General features: G+C 61.6%; 14 protein-coding genes. 4 read left to right on the top strand and 10 right to left on the bottom strand.

Going from position 1 to position 18,718, the window contains the following annotated elements; translation table 11 throughout:
- Window positions 1-6: 6 nt before the first annotated feature.
- Both CAF77_RS26125 and CAF77_RS26120 read left to right on the top strand, forming a co-directional pair.
- Complete coding sequence (locus tag CAF77_RS26125) at window positions 7-3,075, top strand: efflux RND transporter permease subunit (RefSeq protein ID WP_085655611.1); 3,069 nt, start codon at window positions 7-9, stop codon at window positions 3,073-3,075.
- A gap of 495 nt (window positions 3,076-3,570) precedes the next feature.
- Window positions 3,571-4,965 (top strand): Fic family protein, encoded by a 1,395-nt coding sequence (locus CAF77_RS26120; protein ID WP_085655610.1) that lies wholly within the window; start codon window positions 3,571-3,573, stop codon window positions 4,963-4,965.
- Here CAF77_RS26120 and CAF77_RS26115 read toward each other — a convergent pair.
- The 3 genes from CAF77_RS26115 to plsB are packed head-to-tail and all read right to left on the bottom strand — an operon-like array spanning window position 4,962 to window position 8,630.
- Complete coding sequence (locus CAF77_RS26115; RefSeq protein ID WP_011332665.1) at window positions 4,962-5,651, bottom strand: DUF4197 domain-containing protein; 690 nt, start codon at window positions 5,649-5,651, stop codon at window positions 4,962-4,964. The two genes, CAF77_RS26120 and CAF77_RS26115, sit on opposite strands and share 4 nt — an antisense overlap.
- 24 nt (window positions 5,652-5,675) lie before the next feature.
- A complete protein-coding gene (locus CAF77_RS26110; protein ID WP_064378974.1) occupies window positions 5,676-6,074 on the bottom strand; it encodes a YbaY family lipoprotein in 399 nt (132 codons plus the stop codon).
- A gap of 51 nt (window positions 6,075-6,125) precedes the next feature.
- Complete coding sequence (plsB, locus tag CAF77_RS26105; RefSeq protein ID WP_064378975.1) at window positions 6,126-8,630, bottom strand: glycerol-3-phosphate 1-O-acyltransferase PlsB; 2,505 nt, start codon at window positions 8,628-8,630, stop codon at window positions 6,126-6,128.
- A 503-nt stretch (window positions 8,631-9,133) separates the two neighbouring features.
- Between plsB and CAF77_RS26100 the strand changes: the two genes are divergently transcribed.
- On the top strand, window positions 9,134-9,343 hold the full coding sequence (locus CAF77_RS26100) for a cold shock domain-containing protein (RefSeq protein WP_007954750.1): 210 nt from the start codon (window positions 9,134-9,136) through the stop codon (window positions 9,341-9,343).
- A 115-nt stretch (window positions 9,344-9,458) separates the two neighbouring features.
- On the opposite strand, the gene CAF77_RS26095 is transcribed toward CAF77_RS26100, so the two are convergent.
- The 4 genes from CAF77_RS26095 to CAF77_RS26080 all read right to left on the bottom strand — a co-directional run bounded on the left by CAF77_RS26095 (window position 9,459) and on the right by CAF77_RS26080 (window position 14,676).
- Complete coding sequence (locus CAF77_RS26095) at window positions 9,459-9,836, bottom strand: hypothetical protein (RefSeq protein WP_064378976.1); 378 nt, start codon at window positions 9,834-9,836, stop codon at window positions 9,459-9,461.
- A gap of 75 nt (window positions 9,837-9,911) precedes the next feature.
- The gene (locus CAF77_RS26090; protein ID WP_064378977.1) at window positions 9,912-10,721 is read right to left on the bottom strand and encodes a putative RNA methyltransferase; all 810 of its coding nucleotides are present in this window, start codon (window positions 10,719-10,721) and stop codon (window positions 9,912-9,914) included.
- The gene (gene dapE / locus CAF77_RS26085) at window positions 10,721-11,872 is read right to left on the bottom strand and encodes a succinyl-diaminopimelate desuccinylase (RefSeq protein ID WP_064378978.1); all 1,152 of its coding nucleotides are present in this window, start codon (window positions 11,870-11,872) and stop codon (window positions 10,721-10,723) included. Before dapE ends, CAF77_RS26090 begins: the two co-directional genes overlap by 1 nt.
- A 212-nt stretch (window positions 11,873-12,084) precedes the next feature.
- Window positions 12,085-14,676: a glycosyltransferase gene (locus tag CAF77_RS26080; RefSeq protein ID WP_085655609.1), complete on the bottom strand. Its 2,592-nt coding sequence runs from the start codon at window positions 14,674-14,676 to the stop codon at window positions 12,085-12,087.
- A gap of 274 nt (window positions 14,677-14,950) precedes the next feature.
- On the opposite strand from CAF77_RS26080, the gene tcdA reads away from it, so the two are divergent.
- Window positions 14,951-15,769, top strand: coding sequence for a tRNA cyclic N6-threonylcarbamoyladenosine(37) synthase TcdA (tcdA, locus tag CAF77_RS26075; protein WP_039762445.1), 819 nt, complete (start codon window positions 14,951-14,953; stop codon window positions 15,767-15,769).
- A 154-nt stretch (window positions 15,770-15,923) separates the two neighbouring features.
- On the opposite strand, the gene CAF77_RS26070 is transcribed toward tcdA, so the two are convergent.
- The 3 genes from CAF77_RS26070 to dapD form a co-directional block, all read right to left on the bottom strand.
- Window positions 15,924-16,331: a SufE family protein gene (locus CAF77_RS26070; protein WP_064378979.1), complete on the bottom strand. Its 408-nt coding sequence runs from the start codon at window positions 16,329-16,331 to the stop codon at window positions 15,924-15,926.
- The gene (locus CAF77_RS26065; RefSeq protein ID WP_064378980.1) at window positions 16,328-17,533 is read right to left on the bottom strand and encodes an aminotransferase class V-fold PLP-dependent enzyme; all 1,206 of its coding nucleotides are present in this window, start codon (window positions 17,531-17,533) and stop codon (window positions 16,328-16,330) included. Before CAF77_RS26065 ends, CAF77_RS26070 begins: the two co-directional genes overlap by 4 nt.
- Window positions 17,534-17,658: 125 nt before the next feature.
- Complete coding sequence (gene dapD, locus CAF77_RS26060) at window positions 17,659-18,693, bottom strand: 2,3,4,5-tetrahydropyridine-2,6-dicarboxylate N-succinyltransferase (RefSeq protein WP_007954762.1); 1,035 nt, start codon at window positions 18,691-18,693, stop codon at window positions 17,659-17,661.
- Window positions 18,694-18,718 lie beyond the last annotated feature (25 nt).

Here is an 18,718-nt window from a genome sequence, read left to right as displayed (position 1 = left end):
TCCCCGATGGGTTTCAATCTTTCCGCCTGGGCGCTGCGCAATCGCCAGATCGTACTGTTCCTGATGCTTTTGCTGGCGATTGTCGGTGCCTTGTCCTACACCAAGCTCGGCCAGAGCGAAGACCCGCCGTTCACCTTCAAGGCGATGGTTATTCAGACCCGTTGGCCCGGCGCCACGGCTCAGGAAGTCTCGCGTCAGGTTACCGAACGCATCGAAAAGAAACTGATGGAAACCGGCGAGTACGAGCGCATCGTTTCGTTCTCCCGCCCCGGTGAATCCCAGGTCACGTTCATTGCCCGCGACTCGATGCATTCGGTGCAGATCCCGGATCTCTGGTATCAGGTGCGCAAGAAGGTCAGCGACATTCGCCAGACCCTGCCGCCGGGGATTCAAGGACCGTTTTTTAACGATGAGTTCGGCACCACCTTTGGCAACATCTATGCGCTGACCGGCGACGGTTTCGACTACGCGGTGCTCAAGGATTACGCTGACCGCATCCAGATCCAGCTGCAGCGGGTCAAGGATGTGGGCAAGGTTGACTTGCTTGGTTTGCAGGACGAGAAGGTCTGGGTCGAACTGTCCAACGTCAAACTCGCCACCCTCGGCTTGCCGCTGGCGGCGGTGCAGCAGGCGCTGGAAGAACAGAACGCTGTGTCCACCGCCGGCTTCTTTGAAACCGGCAGCGAGCGTTTGCAGCTGCGGGTGTCGGGGAATTTTCAGACAGTCGACGAGATCAAGAACTTCCCGATCCGCGTCGGTGATCGTACGTTCCGCATCTCCGATGTCGCTGACGTGCGGCGCGGTTTCAATGATCCTCCGGCGCCGCGCATGCGCTTTATGGGCGAAGACGCCATCGGTCTTGCGGTGGCAATGAAGGACGGCGGCGACATTCTGGTGCTGGGCAAGGCTCTGGAAATCGAATTCGCCCGGATCCAGAAAAACCTGCCGGCCGGCATGCAGTTGCGCAAGGTCTCCGACCAGCCCGCCGCCGTGAAAACCGGTGTCGGCGAGTTCGTCCAGGTGCTGGTCGAGGCACTGGCCATCGTGTTGCTGGTGAGTTTCTTCTCCCTCGGCGTACGCACCGGCATGGTGGTGGCGCTGACCATTCCGCTGGTGCTGGCGATGACCTTCGCCTGCATGTATTACTTCGGCATCGGCCTGCACAAAATCTCCCTCGGCGCGCTGGTGCTGGCGCTGGGTTTGCTGGTGGACGACGCGATCATCGCCGTGGAAATGATGGCGATCAAAATGGAGCAGGGCTTCGACCGGATCAAGGCTGCCAGTTATGCATGGACCAGCACCGCGTTCCCGATGCTCACCGGTACGCTGATCACCGCCGCCGGTTTCCTGCCGATTGCCACGGCGCAGTCCGGCACCGGCGAATACACCCGCTCGATCTTCCAGGTGGTGACCATCGCGTTGCTCGCATCCTGGGTGGCCGCCGTGGTGTTCGTGCCGTATCTGGGGGAAAAACTCCTGCCGGATCTGGCGAAAATTCACGCGGCCAAACACGGTACGGCTGACGGCCAGACCGATCCCTACGGCACGCCGTTCTACCAACGGGTGCGGCGTCTGGTGGAGTGGTGCGTGCGTCGGCGCAAAACCGTGATCGTGCTCACCGTGCTGCTGTTCGTGGCGTCGGTGGCGTTGTTCCGGTTCGTGCCGCAGCAGTTCTTCCCGGCTTCCGGCCGTCTGGAGTTGATGGTCGATCTGAAACTCGCCGAGGGCGCCTCGCTGGCCAATACCACGGGTGAGGTCAAACGCCTGGAAGCGATGCTCAAGGATCACGCTGGTATCGATAACTACGTCGCTTACGTCGGCACCGGTTCGCCACGTTTCTACCTGCCGCTGGATCAACAACTGCCGGCGGCGAGCTTCGCCCAGTTCGTCGTGCTGGCGAAAACCATCGAGGAACGCGAAGCGCTGCGCACGTGGCTGATCGACACGTTGAACGAGCAGTTCCCGGCTCTGCGTTCGCGGGTCACGCGCCTGGAGAACGGTCCTCCGGTTGGCTATCCGGTGCAGTTCCGTGTCACCGGCGAGCACATCGAGGAAGTCCGTGCTTTGGCGCGGAAGGTGGCGGCCAAGGTTCGCGAGAACCCGCATGTGGTCAACGTGCATCTGGACTGGGAAGAGCCGAGCAAGGTCGTGTACCTGAACATTGATCAGGATCGCGCCCGGGCCCTGGGAGTGAGCACGGCGAATCTGGCGAAATTCCTCCAGAGTTCGCTGACCGGTTCCAGTGTCAGCCAGTACCGCGAGGACAACGAACTGATCGAAATCCTCCTGCGTGGCACCGTGCACGAGCGCACCGAACTGTCGTTGCTGCCGAGCCTTGCGGTGCCCACCGACAACGGTCGCAGCGTCGCGCTGTCGCAGATTGCCACGCTGGAATATGGCTTCGAGGAAGGCATCATCTGGCACCGCAATCGCCTGCCGAACGTGACCGTGCGCGCGGACATCTATGGCAAGGAGCAGCCGGCGACGCTGGTGAAGCAGATCCTGCCGACGCTTGATCCGATCCGGGCCGAATTGCCGGACGGTTATCTGCTGGATGTCGGCGGTACGGTGGAGGATTCGGAGCGTGGGCAGAAGTCGGTGAACGCCGGGGTGCCGATGTTCATTGTCGTGGTGCTGACGTTGCTGATGGTGCAGCTGCGCAGTTTTTCGCGCACGGCGATGGTGTTTCTGACTGCACCGCTGGGGTTGATCGGAGTAACGCTGTTTCTGCTGGTGTTCCGTCAGCCGTTCGGGTTTGTGGCGATGCTCGGGACGATCGCGCTGTCGGGGATGATCATGCGTAACTCGGTGATTCTGGTGGATCAGATCGAGCAGGACATCGCCGCCGGGCTCAAGCCGTGGCAGGCGATTATCGAGGCGACCGTGCGGCGGTTTCGGCCGATTGTGCTGACGGCGCTGGCAGCGGTGCTGGCGATGATTCCGCTTTCTCGCAGTGTGTTTTTCGGGCCGATGGCGGTGGCGATCATGGGCGGGTTGATTGTTGCTACTGCTCTGACGCTTTTGTTTTTGCCGGCGTTGTATGCGGCTTGGTTCAGGGTGCGTAAGGAGTCTTGATTTGGTTTGGTGAGCGTGGCGGCCTTTGGGCCGGCCAGGCTCTTGGGGGTTTTGGGTGAATATCCGTTTCTGCGGGTGTTACGGCTGGCGGTTTCGCCCTTACGGCGAGTCCCTTTTTCAAACGCCAAAAAGGAACCAAAAGGCTGGGCCCCGGCGTTCGGCCCCTCGCCGGGGCTCGGGGTTCCTTCGTTCCGGGATTCATCCGGGGGCATCGCCTCCGGTTTGCTTCGCTGCACCTCCTCTCGATGTGTTCGACTTCGTCGAACGGCGCTTCGCGCCTACCCCCGGATGAATCCCTCCACTCAGCCGGCCGAAGGGGCCGGCACGTCAAGAGCGGTACTCGAGCTAACGCTCATTGTGGTTTACGCCTTTATTTGCTCGTTGTAGGAGGGGGTGTTCTCTCCTACATGTTTTTCAGACGCCTCCGATATTGAGTCGCTGTGTTGGCGGTGCTGTACTCGAGGCTGTTTTTTCATCCTTGGTTGAGCAGCGTTGATGAAGAAACCGCCGGTATTGAAGGGTCGGGCCGATCCAGTCTTTGAGTTGTTGATGCGCGCGCCTCACAAGCAGCGTCTGGCGGACTATCTTGCGTTGCTCAAGCCGCTGGATGATCACGGGCGGTATCTGCCTTTTGAGGATTTGCGGTATCGCTGGGCCAGCGGGCTGGATTCGCGTTTGTGTTGGGCGTTGGTCAAGAAGGCGCGGGCCGCTCAGTACATTCATCTTCTGCCTTTGGGGGAGCCGGCGCAGTGGGGAAAGTTTGTGCCGACGCCAACCGCGCAGAAGGCCCTTTCAGTGGTTGATCGGCAAACCACCACGGCGTCGCTGGAGTACATGACCAGCCAGATAGGCGAGCGGGCGCATTTCAGTTATTTGCTTAACGATTTGATCGAGGATGAGGCGATCAGCAGCAGTCAGCTGGAAGGCGCCGCGACCACTACCCGTGTTGCCAAGGACATGCTCAAGCAACGGCGCCAGCCCCGGACGCCGGATGAGCGGATGGTCATGGGTAATTTCCGGATGATGAATTTCGCCTGGGAAAAACGTTACGAGCCTTTGAGCGTGGAGTTGATTGCGTCGATGCATCGGGTCGGTGTCGAGGGTATTGATGACGAGCAGTACGACCCCGGGCTTTTCAGGACCAACGATGAAGTGGTGGTGCAGGACGGCGAAGGGAATACCGTCCACTCGCCACCGCCTGCCGTCGGATTAGTGAGGCGACTGGATTTGCTCTCGCAGTGGATCAATCAACCACAGGGTTCACCTCGGCAAAAAAACTACCTGCATCCGCTGATCAAGGCGATCACGCTGCACTTTGCCCTGGGCTATGAACATCCCTTTCGCGATGGCAACGGGCGGGTCGCCAGGGCGCTGTTTTACTGGCTCATGTTCAAGCACGAGTTTTCGGCATTCCGCTATATCGCGATCAGTCTTTTACTGCGCAACGCGCCGGTAAAGTACGGGCGGTCGTATTTGCACAGCGAGGCTGATGAGCTCGACCTGACGTACTTCATCGAGTTTCAGTGTTCGGTGATTTTGCGGGCGGTGGAGGGTTTTACCGACGTGTACCGCAAGAGTGTGGCGTACAGCGAAGGCTTCGAGCGCTGGCTGACCTGTTCGGGCTTTTTTGATCGGCTGACAGAGCGGCAGCGGGCGATTTATCAGGTGGCCAGGAGCGGGGTGGCGAAGGAGTTCACTGCGGGGAACGTCAAGGAGCATCTTGGTTGTGCCTACAACACAGCGGTGTTGACGTTGAGCGGGTTGGTTGAGCTGCAGGTTTTCGAGAAGAAGAAAATGGGACGCGAGTGGGTGTACTTTTTACGTGTGTCTGCTGGCGACGGATTGAACAACGGGAGTGAGAAAACTCACTCCCGTGTGGTGACGGTTTAGAGCGTACCGAACACTTTTTTCGCCAGACTCGTCGCCGCAGCGGCCGGATTCTTGCGGATGGTTTCTTCCTGTTTGCCGATCATTTCGAACAGGCCGTTGAGCGCTTGTTCGGTGACGTAGCTTTCGATGTTGGCGCTTTTCGCATCGACCACGCCGAAGGTCGCGGCCTGGCCGGCGAAGGCGTTGTATTTCTGGGCTACGCCGACCTTGTCGGTTGCCTGTTTGACGATCGGCAGGAACTTGGTGCGGATCTGTTCGCGGCTGGATTTGTCCAGGTATTGGGTGGCGGAGTCGTTGCCGCCGCTGAGGATGCCTTTGGCGTCTTCCACGCTCATTTTCTTCACGGCGTCGACCAGGATCGGCTGGGCCTGGGTGACGGCGGTTTCCGCAGCCTTGTTCATGGCGGTTTCCAGCTCCTCGACCTGGGCGCCCATGCCGAAGGCTTTCATCTTGCCGGCGACTTTGCCGAGTTTGCCCGGCAGTTCGATTTTCACGTCCGGGTTGTTGCTGAAGCCACCCGGGGTGCCGAGTTGTTTGACGGCCAGTTGCGCGCCTTGGGTCAGGGCATCCTTGAGGCCGCCGGTGGCGTCGCCTTGCGACAGGTCGCTGAGGGACAGGGCCAGTGCGTTGGCGGAGATCATCAGGCCCGCGCACAGGCCGGCGAAGCGAAGGGTAGGGCGGAGCATGACGGCTTCCTTGTTGAGAGTGAGTTAGCGGGCGGCGTCGACACGGATCTTCAGTGGCTGCGGATCCTTGCCATCGAGCTGCACGGCATGGTTTTCGGTGGTGATGAACATCAGCTCGCCGTTGACTTCAATGCGTGCGCTGACCGAGTAGCGGTGGCCGGGTTTGACCTGGGCCGGATCGTAGCTCAAGTGGAACGGCAGCGGCACCTGGCCTTTGATCGGGCCTGTCTGTTCGTCGAGTACCACGGCCGGAGCATCGGCCAGCGAAACGTCCTGCAGGCTCACACTCAAGGTCGCACTGGGTGGCAGGGCGATGCGTTGCAGATAGAACACTTCGCCGTCGAGGCTGACCTTGCCGGCCGGTGAAGTCGACTGGCAGGCGCTGAGCAGGGTGGCGGCGGCCAGCAGAGAGAGTTTTTTCATCGCAGATCTCCGTATCGACGGCGCCAGAAGAAGCCTGGCGCCTGTAGGAATTTAGTCGTTTTGCACAGGAGGGGCGACCTGATCGGCCGCATCTTCGCTGCGATGCAGGGCTACCTGACGGATCGACAGGCGAATCTCCGCCGGCAACACCCGTTTGGCTGCGCCTTCGGCCAGTTCGCCGAGCAGTTCGTGATAGCTCAGCTTGCCGGCTTCATCGCGACGCAGCACGTCGAGGTCGAGCAGGGTCTGGATGAAGTGGCGGAACAGGCTCTTGTCGAAGAATTCCGGTGCGTTCAGGCCATGCAGGATCGACAGGCGCTGGGCCATGACCGTGCACAAGTCTTCCAGTTCTTCGGCGCTGATGCTGTTCTGGCCGCTGTTGAGCAGCAGGGAAACCGTCATGTAGAAGCGTTGCAGGGTCTGGGCGATGCTCTTCGACAGCAATGTCAGCAGCACAAAATGCCGCGAGCTTGGCGCCGGGCGCAGGTAGACGTCTTTTTCGAAGCGCAGCAGGCCTTGTTCGACGAACGCTTGGAGCCACTGATCGATCACCGCATCCAGTTCTTCCAGGGGCCAGCGGATGAACAGTTCCGATTGCAGGTACGGATACAGTGCGCGGGTATAGCGCAGGATCTGTTCGCGGCTCATGCGCGAGGTGCTCTGGAAGAAACTCGCCAGCAGCGCCGGCAGGGCGAAGATGTGCAACACGTTGTTGCGGTAGTAGGTCATCAGGACGGCGTTCTGCTCGTCCAGATACAGAATCTTGCCCAGCGCATCGTTCTGCTCGGACAGCAGATCCATGTCCTTCACGTGTTCGATCAGCGCCCGGCCATCGCCTTCCGGCAAGGTGGTGTGCGGCGAGTACGGGACTTTGCGCAGCAATGCCAGATACAGATCCAGCACCCGCGCCATGGCCCGATCGTCGAGTGCAAGGCGGGTGGTCGACAGTAGTGCCAGCGCCACCAGGTTGACCGGGTTGATCGCCGCCGCTTCGTTCAGACGCTGCGCGACTTTCTCGCCGAGGCGGTTGGTGGTTTCGTTGAGCCAGGCCGGCTTGTACTGCGGGCCGAGTTCCTGCTGGCGCCACCCTGGTTGTTCGCTGTCGAGGAATTCCGCGAGTTTGATCGGCTCGCCGAAGTTCACCGCCACCTGGCCAAAGCGCTGCTTGAGCGCGCCGATGACTTTGAAGATGTCGAAGATCGATTCTTTCTTCTTGCTCGCGCCACGCAGTTCGCCGAGGTAGGTCCGGCCTTCAAGCACGCGCTCGTAACCGATGTACACCGGCACGAACACGATCGGCATCCGCGACGAACGCAGGAAACTGCGCAGGGTGATCGCCAGCATCCCGGTTTTCGGTTGCAGCATGCGCCCGGTACGCGAGCGACCGCCTTCGACGAAGTACTCGACCGGGAAACCTGTGGTGAACAGGGTGTGCAGGTACTCGTTGAACACCGAGGTGTACAGCGGATTGCCCTTGAACGTGCGGCGCATGAAGAACGCACCGCCGCGACGCAGCAGGCTGCCGATCACCGGCATGTTCAGGTTGATCCCGGCGGCGATGTGCGGCGGGGTCAGGCCGTTGCGGAACAGCAGGTACGACAGCAGCAGGTAGTCGATATGGCTGCGGTGGCACGGTACGTAGATCACTTCGTGACCCTGGGCGACCTTCTGCACGCCTTCGATGTGGTTGACCTTGATCCCGTCGTAGATCTTGTTCCAGAACCAGCTCAGTACCACTTCCAGAAAACGGATCGCGGTGTAGGTGTAGTCCGAGGCGATCTCGTTGCCATAGCGCAGGGCCTGGGCCTTGGCTTTTTCCGGGGAGATGTTTTCGCGCTCGGCTTCGTCGAGGATCGCTTGCTTGACCAGCGGCTGGTTGAGCAGGCCTTTGACCAGGTTGCGGCGGTGGGAAATGTCCGGGCCGATCACCGCAGCCTTGAGGTTGCGGAAGTGCACCCGCAGGATTCGCTGGGCCATGCGCACGGTGCGTTCGTGGCCCTTGTTGTGTTCGATCAGCTCGCGCAGGTGGATCGGTGCGGAGAATTGCACACGAGTCTTGCGTCCCAGAATCATGATGCTCAGCAGACGACGCAGACGCCCGGTGACGGCCCAGCTGTCGGCGAACAGCAATTTCCACGGGCTGTTCTCGCTGTCCGGCGACTGGCCCCAGAACACGCTGACCGGAATGATCTGTGCATCTTCGGCAGCGTTCTGGCTCAGGGCGCTGACCAGGCGGGTCAGGGTCGGCGGCGCGCCGCGCTTGTCCTGGCGGCCGAGCCAGTCCGGGTCCGGCGTCAGGTAGAAGAACGCCGCCGGTTCGATCAGCGAACCCACGGACACCGGCAGCACCGGGCGCGGCAGACCGGCCTTGGTGCACTCGGTGTCGACCACCGCCAGATCGGTCAGCGATGGGTTTTGCAGGACGTAGAACACCGGACGACTGCGGTCTAGGTTGAGGGTGAACGACGACTGGTTGATCGTCTCGGAGCGAACCCAGAGATACAACAGTCGGCGCAAGGTGCCAAACACAAGACGGCGGAACGGGGAACGAGTCATACGGCTTCTGCGTGAGTGGATAAACCGAGCGTTTGCTCGGGAGGGCAGGGGGCGTTCTTCATGAGTTTTCGTGCCGCGCCGTGCCTGCTGTTGTGCAGGGCAAGGCGCGAGAAGCGTGGTTTGGTCGTTCCAAACAAGCTTCGAGCAACGCAGCCCTGCACAACAGCAGGCGCGGCCCTTCGGGTTGTGCCTTAAAGCGGACCAGGCTGCGTTGCAGGCCTTGGAAAGGGAACAACCATTTCCAGCGGCCTGCGCCTTGCCTGGTCCGCTTTAAGGCGACAACGCGGCGCGAAAACTCATGAAGAACGCCCCCTTAGTTTGCCGTATTGGGCGAAAATCGGCAAAAAAGCGGCGAAGTAATCTCCTGTTGAGAGTTTTGCCGCCTGTCATATACTCGGCGATCTGTCGCCGGGGCCCTTTTATGGACGTCGGACGCAGGCTGACGTTCCTCAAAGGCTTTCCTGCGAAAAGCCTGTTCAATAATAAAAAAGGAGTATGAACAGATGGCAACACGTGAAACCGGCAACGTGAAGTGGTTCAACGACGCCAAGGGCTACGGCTTCATTCAGCGCGAAGACGGGGTGGACGTGTTCGTGCACTACCGCGCGATCCGCGGCGAAGGCCACCGTTCGCTGACCGAGGGTCAGCAGGTTGAATACGCGGTGGTGGAAGGGCAGAAGGGGTTGCAGGCTGAAGACGTTGTAGGCCTGTAATGATCGTTCCCACGCTCTGCGTGGGAATGCCTCAATGGACGCTCTGCGTCCGCTTTGGGACGCGGAGCGTCCCGGGCTGCATTCCCACGCAGAGCGTGGGAACGATCAATGAGAGTCAGGCAGTTTTCCAGGTGATTTCTTCTTCACCGTCGGCGCTGATCCGGATCCAGCGATCCGCCGTCTCCTCACCTTCTTCCTCGACCCACGTCCCCGGTGCGCAGCGCACTTCAACGTTCAGCGCGGCAAACGCTGCGCGGGCGCAGGCGATGTCGTCGTCCCATGGGGTCGCGTCGCTTTCCAGGTACAGGCTGTTCCACTTGCCCACGGCTTTCGGCAGCCAGGTCACCGGGATGTTGCCGGCCTTGCACTTCCAGGTCTGGCCTTTCTGCACCCATTCGCTGCAAGGGCCGAGGGCGGCGCCCAGCCAAGCGGAAATGGCCTTGTGGTCGACGTCGGCGTCTTTCAGGTAAATCTCGATGTCCGGTTGGCGCATGGATGTCCTCACTGCGGGTCTGAAAAATCCATTCGCGGATTTAGCCGGCCCCGGGTCGTTGCCCGAGACCAAAGGTTATTGAAGAACGAAATAATCGTAGCGCATCGAGACAGTGGTCACGAACGGCTCGGCCTGTTCGATGACCGCCGCGCGGCGCTCGGCACTGGCGCGCCAGCCGTGGGGCGTCATCGCCAGCAGGTTGGCGCGATCCTCGGGCTTGTCCAGCGTCAGTTTGAATTCCAGGGTTTCACTATGCGCCAGCGCCATGCCTTCCGGCACCAGGGCCAGGTGCTTGTCGTCGGTGTATTCGCGCACTTCGTCGTACAGGCGTTCGCGCAGTTCCATCAGGTGGCCGCTGGTCGGGCCGACCTTCATCAGGCCGCCGCCAACACTGAGCAGGCGCTTGGCTTCTTCCCAATCCAGCGGACTGAAAACGCTGGCCAGAAACTGGCAGCTGCCGGAGGCCAGTGGCACCCGGGCCATGCTGGCGATCAACCAGGTCAGCGCCGGATTGCGTTTGCAGGCGCGTTTGACCGCTTCCTTCGAGATGTCCAGCGCGTAACCGTCGGCGTCGGGCAAAGCCTCGGCGATCTGCGCGGTGTAGTAACCCTCGCCACAACCGATATCGACCCAGCGCGCCGGCGCGTAACCGGCTGCCAGCTCCGCCAGACGCTTGGCTACCGGCGCGTAATGTCCGGCGTTCAGAAAGTCGCGGCGGGCCTCGACCATCGCCTGATTGTCGCCGGGATCGCGGCTGTTCTTGTGCTGCACCGGCAGCAGGTTCAGGTAACCCTGGCGCGCGCGGTCAAAGCGGTGGCCGGCAGGGCAGACCACGCCGTTATCCACCGCGTTCAGCGGTTCACTGCAGATCGGGCACGCGAGCATCAGGCGAGCAACTTGATCAGGGTCTGGTAGTAGATTTCGGTCAGCACGTCGAGATCGGCCGCCAGTACGCGCTCGTTGACCTGGTGGATGGTCGCGTTGACCGGGCCCAGCTCAACAACCTGCGTACCCATGGTCGCGATGAAACGACCGTCGGAGGTGCCGCCGCTGGTGGATGCCTTGGTCTCGCGGCCGGTGATGTCCTTGATGCTCGAAGACACCGCGTCGAGCAGTGCGCCCGGTTCGGTGAGGAACGGCAGACCGGACAGCGCCCAGTCGATGTGCCAGTCCAGGCCATGCTTGTCGAGGATGTCGGCGACGCGTTTCTGCAGGCCTTCGACGGTCGATTCGGTGGAGAAGCGGAAGTTGAACACCGCCACCAGGTCGCCCGGAATCACGTTGGTCGCGCCGGTGCCGGAGTTGACGTTGGAAATCTGGAAACTGGTCGGCGGGAAGAAATCGTTGCCGTGATCCCAGTGCTCGGCAGCCAGCTCGGCCAGGGCCGGGGCGGCGAGGTGGATCGGGTTCTTCGCCAGGTGCGGATAGGCCACGTGGCCCTGCACGCCGCGCACGGTCAGTTTGGCGCCGAGGGAGCCGCGACGACCGTTCTTCACCACGTCGCCCACCAGCGTGGTGCTCGACGGTTCGCCGACGATGCACCAGTCCAGACGTTCGTTACGGGCTGCCAGGCGCTCGACCACGGCCTTGGTACCGTGATGCGCCGGGCCTTCCTCGTCGCTGGTGATCAGGAACGCGACCTTGCCCTTGTGATCCGGGTAGTCGGTGACGAAACGCTCGGCCGCTACGGTCATCGAGGCCAGGCTGCCTTTCATGTCCGCCGCGCCACGGCCGCAGAGCATGCCGTGCTCGTCGATCACCGCGTTGAACGGGTCGATCTGCCAGGCGGTCACCGGGCCGGTCGGCACCACATCGGTGTGGCCGGCGAAGCACAGCACCGGGCCGTCGCCTTTGCCGTGAGTCGCCCAGAAGTTATCCACATCTTCGATGCGCATCGGTTCCAGCTGGAAACCGGCATCGCCCAGGCGCTGCATCATCTGCTTCTGGCAATCGGCGTCGACCGGCGTCACGGACGGACGGCGGATCAGGTCGATGGCGAGTTGGAGGGTCGGCGAAAGGTCGGCGTGGGCCGTCATGGAAAACTCCGAAAGCTGTAAATGTGGGAGCGAGCCTGCTCGCGATGACGATGTCCTGTTCAACATAAGTGTTGAATGTGACGGACTCATCGCGAGCAAGCTCGCTCCCACAGGTCTAGGGGCAGGCCATCGGGGCCTTGGCCCTGCAAAATGGCGGTTATCTTAAAGCAAAACGGCGACCATTGGCCGCCGTTTAGTGCATCGGTGAGGATTTAGACCACTGGTGCCGGTTCAGGCGCAGCTGATGGTTTTGGCAGCGACGACAGGAACGCCATGATCAGCGCCGCTACATACGGCAGCGACTGCACCAGCAGCATGGCCACCCAGAAGCGCATGTCGTTGCTCGGAATGCCCTGCACCAGGAAGATCCCCAGCGCCGCGCCCCACAACAGCAGCATGATGAACAGCTCTTCCCGGGCCTCGGAAATCGCCACCCAGAAGCCATGGTTGTCGGCGTTTTTCGGGGTGCGGAAGAACGGAATGCTGCTGGTGAAGAAGCCGTACAGCACCGCTTTGGCGATGGTATGCGACAACGCCAGTCCGGCCAGTGCCGCGCAGAACGCATCCTTGAGGTTCACGCCCACGGCACGACGGTACAAAAAGATAATCTTGCCGACCTTGAACACGAACAGCGCCAGTGGCGGGATCGCGAAGATCAGCAGCGGTGGATCGACTCGTTGCGGCACGATGATCATCGCCGCCGACCACAACAGCGCGCCGACGGTGAAGAAGATGTTCATGCCGTCCGCCACCCACGGCAGCCAGCCCGCGAGGAAGTGGTAACGTTGGCCGCGCGTCAGCTCGGTGTCCTTGCCGCGCAGCAGGCTGCGGGTGTGGCGCTTGATGATCTGGATCGCACCGTAGGCCCAGCGGAAACGCTGCTTCTTGAAGTCGATGAAGGTGTCCGGCATCAGACCCTTGCCATAACTGTCGTGGTAATACGCCGCCGACAGGCCTTTCTCGAATACCCGCAGACCAAGCTCGGCGTCTTCACAGATGCACCAGTCGGCCCAGCCCAGTTCTTCCAGAACCGAGCGTCGGGTCATGGTCATGGTGCCGTGCTGGATGATGGCGTCGCGGTCGTTGCGGGTGACCATGCCGATGTGGAAGAAGCCTTTGTATTCGGCATAGCACAGCTTCTTGAAGGTGCTTTCGTTCTGGTCGCGATAGTCCTGCGGCGACTGCACCACAGCAATTTTCGGGTCGGCGAAGTGCGGCACCATGTGCTTGAGCCAGTTCGGGTGCACGCAGTAGTCGGAGTCGATCACCGCGATCACTTCGGCGTCCTTGGCGGTGTGCGGGATCAGGTAGTTCAGCGCGCCGCCCTTGAAACCGGCCAGGGGCGAGACGTGGAAGAACTTGAAGCGCGGGCCGAGGGTTTCGCAATAGTCGCGCACCGGTTCCCAGACCGCCGGGTCCTTGGTGTTGTTGTCGATGATCAGGACTTCGAAGTCCGGATAGTCGAGGTTGGCCAGGGCGTTGAGGGTCTGTTTGACCATCTCCGGCGGCTCGTTGTAGCAGGGCACGTGGATCGAGACTTTCGGGCGGTAGTCCGAGTCGCCGACCACCGGCAGGAATTCACGGCGACGCTTGTGGATCCACACCGCCTCGGCCAGTTCATGGGCCTCGGTCAGCAACACGATGAACACCCCGAGCGCACCGAGCGCCAGCAGGAAGCCCACCGTCAGGCTGAACCACGTGCTGTATTGCTGGCTGTAGTCGTAACCGATCCACACCAGCACCGAACCGCAGAGGAACGCGATAAAGGTGAGGAAGGTACGGCCGCGCTGACGCAGGGCCGAGCCGTCGATCATCAGCAGGGTCAACGACAGCAGCGCCAGCACCACCGAGCCAATGGCCAGCACGCGCCATTGCGGGATCGCCACCACCGGGCCTTCGAAGTTGAATTTCTGCTGGCGCGCGGCGTTGAACACGCCCCAGTAAGCGCCGACCGAACCTTCATCGCTGGCCTTCCATGGCTGGTCGAACGCTTCGATCACGAAGTAGTTGAAGCCCTGACGGTTGAGTTTGTTGACCAGTGTTCGCAGGTAGATCGCCTGATCCGCCGGCGACGCATCGGCGCCACCGCGCATGCGGCCGTTGCTCGGCCAGCCCACTTCGGACAGCAGCAGCGGCTTTTTCGGGAACATCTTTTTCAGGTCGCGGGCGCGGTCGAAAACAAACTGCCCGGCCTTGTCCACCGGAATGAATTCCCAGTACGGCAGCACGTGTGCGGCGATCAGGTCGACGTGCTTGGCCAGTTCCGGGTGCTCTTCCCAGACGTGCCACTGTTCGGAGGTGGTCACCGGTACTTTCACGGCCGCGCGCACGCGGTCGAGCAGTACGCTGAGTTCTTGGGCGGTGATTTCCATGCGGAAGATCGCTTCGTTACCGACGACCACGCGAACCACGCTGCGCGAAGTGTTGGCCAGTTCGATGGCGCGGGTGATCTCCCGCTCGTTGCGCTCCTGGTCGGGGCTGATCCAGATCCCCAGGGTCACGCGCAGACCGAACTCTTCCGCCAGTTTCGGGATGTCCTGCAGGGAACCGTCGACCGAGTAGATGCGGATGTTGTCCGTCAGCTTGCTCATGATCTCCAGATCGCGGCGCATTTCATCGTCGGACGGATACTGATCCTTCTGTGGGAACTGTCCCTGCTGGAACGGTGAATAGGAGAAACCGGAGATCTGCTCCGGCCAGTTCGGCGCGGAGACGGGGCGGTTGATCAGCGCCCAGAAACCGGTGAACAGGGCGGCGATTGCCAGAACCACCACCAGGTTGAGTCCAAATTTACGCGATGACATAGCTGTGTCGGGTTCCAAAGGCTGTGGAACGAAGGGTCGGCTGGTTGACGCCAAGAGGGCGCGCATCCTACACCGGCAGTTCGCCGAGTCCTACAAGAGACAGGGAAATGCCGGACGTTGGGCAATCCAACCTGACTTAAGTTCTTTCGTTTCAGCGTGTAAGACAAATCTTTGTTACGTACAGCTTTAATTAAAGCAGGCGCATTCGCCGTTCATAGCGCAAAGATGCTCTTGGCCGCCGACGGCCCTATAATGCGCGCCGGTTTTCAGGGTAATGGTCATGAGTACAGAAGATCCGCGGTTTGCAGGCATCGCCCGTTTGTATGGCATCGAGGGCCTCGAGCGCCTGCGTGCAGCCCATGTGGCGATTGTCGGCGTTGGCGGCGTCGGTTCCTGGGCGGCGGAAGCCATGGCCCGTTGCGGGGTGGGCGAGATTTCGCTGTTCGACCTCGACGACGTCTGTGTCAGCAACGCCAACCGCCAGCTGCACGCGCTCGACAGCACGGTCGGCAAGCCCAAGGTCGAGGTGATGGCCGAGCGTCTGCGCGGGATCAACCCGGACTGCACGGTGCACGCCGTGGCGGACTTCGTCACCCGCGACACCATGGCCGAATACATCACGCCGAACATTGACTGCGTGATCGACTGCATCGACGCGGTCAACGCAAAAGCCGCGCTGATCGCCTGGTGCAAGCGCCGCAAGATCCAGATCATCACCACCGGCGGTGCTGGCGGGCAGATCGATCCGACGTTGATTCAGGTCTGCGACCTCAACCGTACGTTCAATGATCCTCTGGCCTCGAAAGTGCGTTCTACATTGCGCCGCGATTATGGTTTCTCGCGCACCGTGACCCGTCATTACAGCGTGCCGTGCGTGTTCTCCACCGAACAGCTGCGCTATCCGAAACCGGACGGCAGCATCTGCCTGCAGAAGAGTTTTGTCGGCGACGGCGTGAAGCTGGACTGCGCCGGCGGGTTTGGCGCGGTGATGATGGTCACGGCGACGTTCGGCATGGTCGCGGCGACCAAGGCTGTGGACAAGATTGTGGCGGGCGTTCGGCGCCCGGCGGATCGGGTCAAGCCTCAGGCCTGAAGCCCAGGGCTGCGTGACCGATCGTTCCCACGTCGAGGCGTCGAACCGACCGCGTGGGAATGCCTCAACGGACGCTCCGCGTTCGGCTCTTGATTTGGGACGCAGAGCGTCCCGGGCTGCATTCCCACGCGGAGCGTGGGAATGATCAGTACGATCAGTCCGGGGCGAGTTCACGCATCCGCTGCAACACGGCATTCAAGCCATTGCTGCGCGACGGCGACAACTGTCGCGACAGCCCCAACTGATTGAACCAGTCCGGCAGATCGACCTGTTGCAGCTCGCCCGCGGTCAAGCCGTTGACCCGCAACAGCAGCAACGCCACCAACCCGCGAATCATCCGTGCATCGCTGCTCGCTGCGAACTGCCAATGGCCGTCGCGCAATTCGCCAACCAGCCACACCTGACTTTCACAGCCGTGTACCCGATTGGCCTCGCACTTGTCTGCATCGCTCAAAGGCGGCAGGCAATCACCAAACTGCATCAACAGCCGCGCCCGCTGTTCCCAGCCAGCGGCGTTTTGAAACGTTTGCAGCGCTTCGGCAGCCTCGACCGGCAGGCTCATCGCAACAACTCCAGCGCCTGATCCAGCGCTTCAAAGAACCTCTCCAGATCCTCTGAATCGTTGTACAACGCCAGCGACACGCGAATCGCCCCGGCCAGTTCGAAGCGCTTGAGCAACGGCATTGCGCAGTGGTGCCCGGCGCGCACGGCGATGCCCTGTTCGGTCAGCAAATGCGCCAGATCAGCGTTGTGTACGCCTTCAACGACAAAACTGGCCAGCGCCAGTTGCGGTTTGCCCAGCAGACGAATGCCATTACGTGCCGCAAGACCACGCAACAAATAATCGTGCAACGCCGCTTCGTGGGCGGACACGGCGTCCTGATCCAGACCGGCCAGATAGTCGAGGGTCGCACCGAGGCCGATAACGCTGGCAATCGGCGGCGTTCCGGCCTCGAAACCCAGTGGCGCCGGGCGGAAACGCGCGTCGTGATAATTGGCTTCCAGCACCATCTCGCCGCCAAATTGCCACGGGCGCAGTTGCTCAAGCGCTGCGTTGCACCCGAACAGCACGCCGAGGCCATCGGGGCCGTACAACTTGTGGCTGGAAAACACGTAAAAGTCGCAACCCAGCGCTTGCACGTCATGCCGGCCATGGACCACGCCCTGAGCGCCATCGACCACCGTCAGTGCGTTGTGCGCCTTGGCCATCGCCAGCAGCGCCGGCAACGGTTGCCAGGCACCGAGCACGTTGGATAACTGACTGACCGCCAGCAAGCGAGTACGCGGGCCGATCAGGTGAACGGCGGCGGCGAGGTCGATCACGCCGTCCTCGTCCAGCGGCAGAATTACCAACTTCAGATCGCGACGTTGTGCCAGTTGCTGCCACGGCAGCAGGTTGGCGTGATGCTCCAGGGCGCTGATGACAATTTCATCGCCCGGATGGAAAAGATGTTCCAGGCCATAAGCCAGGAGATTCAGCGCACTGGTGGCGCCGTGGGTGAAGATGATCTGCCCGCTGTCACCGGCATTCAGCCACTGGGCAACCTTCAGGCGGCTGTCCTCGAACGCCTGCGTGGCGTGGGCGCCGGGCAGATGCTGGGCACGATGCACGTTGGCCGCGCCATTGGCGTAGTAATGCGTCAGCGCGTCAAGCAGGGCCTGGGGTTTTTGCGTGGTGGCGGCGTTGTCCAGATAGGTCTGGTCTTGCCGTTGCAGGGCGGCGATGGCCGGGAAATCGGCGCGCCAGGGGGAGGGAATCATCACGGTTTCAAGCCCTGGTGAAGATGGGCGGGTTAACGCCGAACCCTGTGGGAGCGGGCTTGCCCGCGATGGCGATCTTTCGAACGCCATGGCAAACAGGCCGGCTCCCTCAGGTGAGCTTCTGGCGCTTAGTTGTGAGCGTGCAGTGCTTCGTTCAGTTCGATCGCCGATTTGTGGGTCTTGCATTCCACAGCGCCGGTTTCCGAATTGCGACGGAACAGCAGGTCGGTCTGACCGGCCAGTTCACGGGCCTTGACCACTTTGACCAGGTTGTTGTGCTCGTCCAGCAGCGCCACCTTGGTGCCGGCGGTCACGTACAGGCCCGACTCGACGGTGTTGCGGTCGCCCAACGGGATACCGATACCGGCGTTGGCGCCGATCAGGCAGCCTTCGCCGACCTTGATCACGATGTTTCCGCCGCCCGACAGGGTGCCCATGGTCGAGCAGCCGCCGCCCAGGTCCGAGCCCTTGCCGACGAATACGCCAGCGGAGACGCGGCCTTCGATCATGCCCGGGCCTTCGGTGCCGGCGTTGAAGTTGATGAAACCTTCGTGCATCACGGTGGTGCCTTCGCCCACGTAGGCGCCCAGACGCAGACGCGCGGCGTCAGCGATACGCACGCCGGCCGGTACTACGTAGTCGGTCATTTTCGGGAATTTGTCCACCGAGAACACTTCCAGCAGTTCGCCACGCAGACGGGCTTCGAGTTGCAGCTCGGCCAGTTCACTCAGGTCGATCGCGCCCTGGCTGGTCCAGGCCACGTTTGGCAGCAGCGGGAAAATCCCGGCCAGGCTCACGCCGTGCGGCTTGACCAGACGATGGGACAGCAGGTGCAGCTTGAGGTAAGCCTCAGGGGTGGAAGTCAGCTGAGCGTCTTCGGCCAGCAGGGTGGCGACCAGTGGCTTGTGGCTTTCAGCAAGACGGGTCAGCAGCTTGCCTTGTACGGCGTCGATGCCTTTCACGGCTTCAGCCAGCTGCGCAGCCTGCGCGGTGGTGAAGGTGATGGCCTGGTTGCCTTCGGTGTAGCCGAGGATCGGTGCAACAGCAGCGACCAGTTCGGCCGATGGATTGAGCAGCGGCTGAGCGTAGAACACTTCCAGCCACGCGCCTTGACGGTTCTGGGTGCCGACGCCGAAGGCGATACTGAACAGGGAGTTGGACATGTGAATACCTCTACAAAATGTGACG

This window comes from Pseudomonas sp. R15(2017) (assembly GCF_002112685.1).
GTDB classification, from domain to species: Bacteria; Pseudomonadota; Gammaproteobacteria; order Pseudomonadales; family Pseudomonadaceae; genus Aquipseudomonas; species Aquipseudomonas glycinae.
This window is presented reverse-complemented; position numbering and strand designations above follow the sequence as displayed.

Bases quoted from the DNA above. Each gene is read 5' to 3' on its own strand.
- CAF77_RS26125 (WP_085655611.1), top strand. From the start codon at position 7: ATGGGTTTCAATCTTTCCGCCTGGGCGCTGCGCAATCGCCAGATCGTA.
- CAF77_RS26120 (WP_085655610.1), top strand. From the start codon at position 3,571: ATGAAGAAACCGCCGGTATTGAAGGGTCGGGCCGATCCAGTCTTTGAG.
- CAF77_RS26115 (WP_011332665.1), bottom strand. From the start codon at position 5,651: ATGCTCCGCCCTACCCTTCGCTTCGCCGGCCTGTGCGCGGGCCTGATG.
- CAF77_RS26110 (WP_064378974.1), bottom strand. From the start codon at position 6,074: ATGAAAAAACTCTCTCTGCTGGCCGCCGCCACCCTGCTCAGCGCCTGC.
- plsB (WP_064378975.1), bottom strand. From the start codon at position 8,630: ATGACTCGTTCCCCGTTCCGCCGTCTTGTGTTTGGCACCTTGCGCCGA.
- CAF77_RS26100 (WP_007954750.1), top strand. From the start codon at position 9,134: ATGGCAACACGTGAAACCGGCAACGTGAAGTGGTTCAACGACGCCAAG.
- CAF77_RS26095 (WP_064378976.1), bottom strand. From the start codon at position 9,836: ATGCGCCAACCGGACATCGAGATTTACCTGAAAGACGCCGACGTCGAC.
- CAF77_RS26090 (WP_064378977.1), bottom strand. From the start codon at position 10,721: ATGCTCGCGTGCCCGATCTGCAGTGAACCGCTGAACGCGGTGGATAAC.
- dapE (WP_064378978.1), bottom strand. From the start codon at position 11,872: ATGACGGCCCACGCCGACCTTTCGCCGACCCTCCAACTCGCCATCGAC.
- CAF77_RS26080 (WP_085655609.1), bottom strand. From the start codon at position 14,676: ATGTCATCGCGTAAATTTGGACTCAACCTGGTGGTGGTTCTGGCAATC.
- tcdA (WP_039762445.1), top strand. From the start codon at position 14,951: ATGGTCATGAGTACAGAAGATCCGCGGTTTGCAGGCATCGCCCGTTTG.
- CAF77_RS26070 (WP_064378979.1), bottom strand. From the start codon at position 16,331: ATGAGCCTGCCGGTCGAGGCTGCCGAAGCGCTGCAAACGTTTCAAAAC.
- dapD (WP_007954762.1), bottom strand. From the start codon at position 18,693: ATGTCCAACTCCCTGTTCAGTATCGCCTTCGGCGTCGGCACCCAGAAC.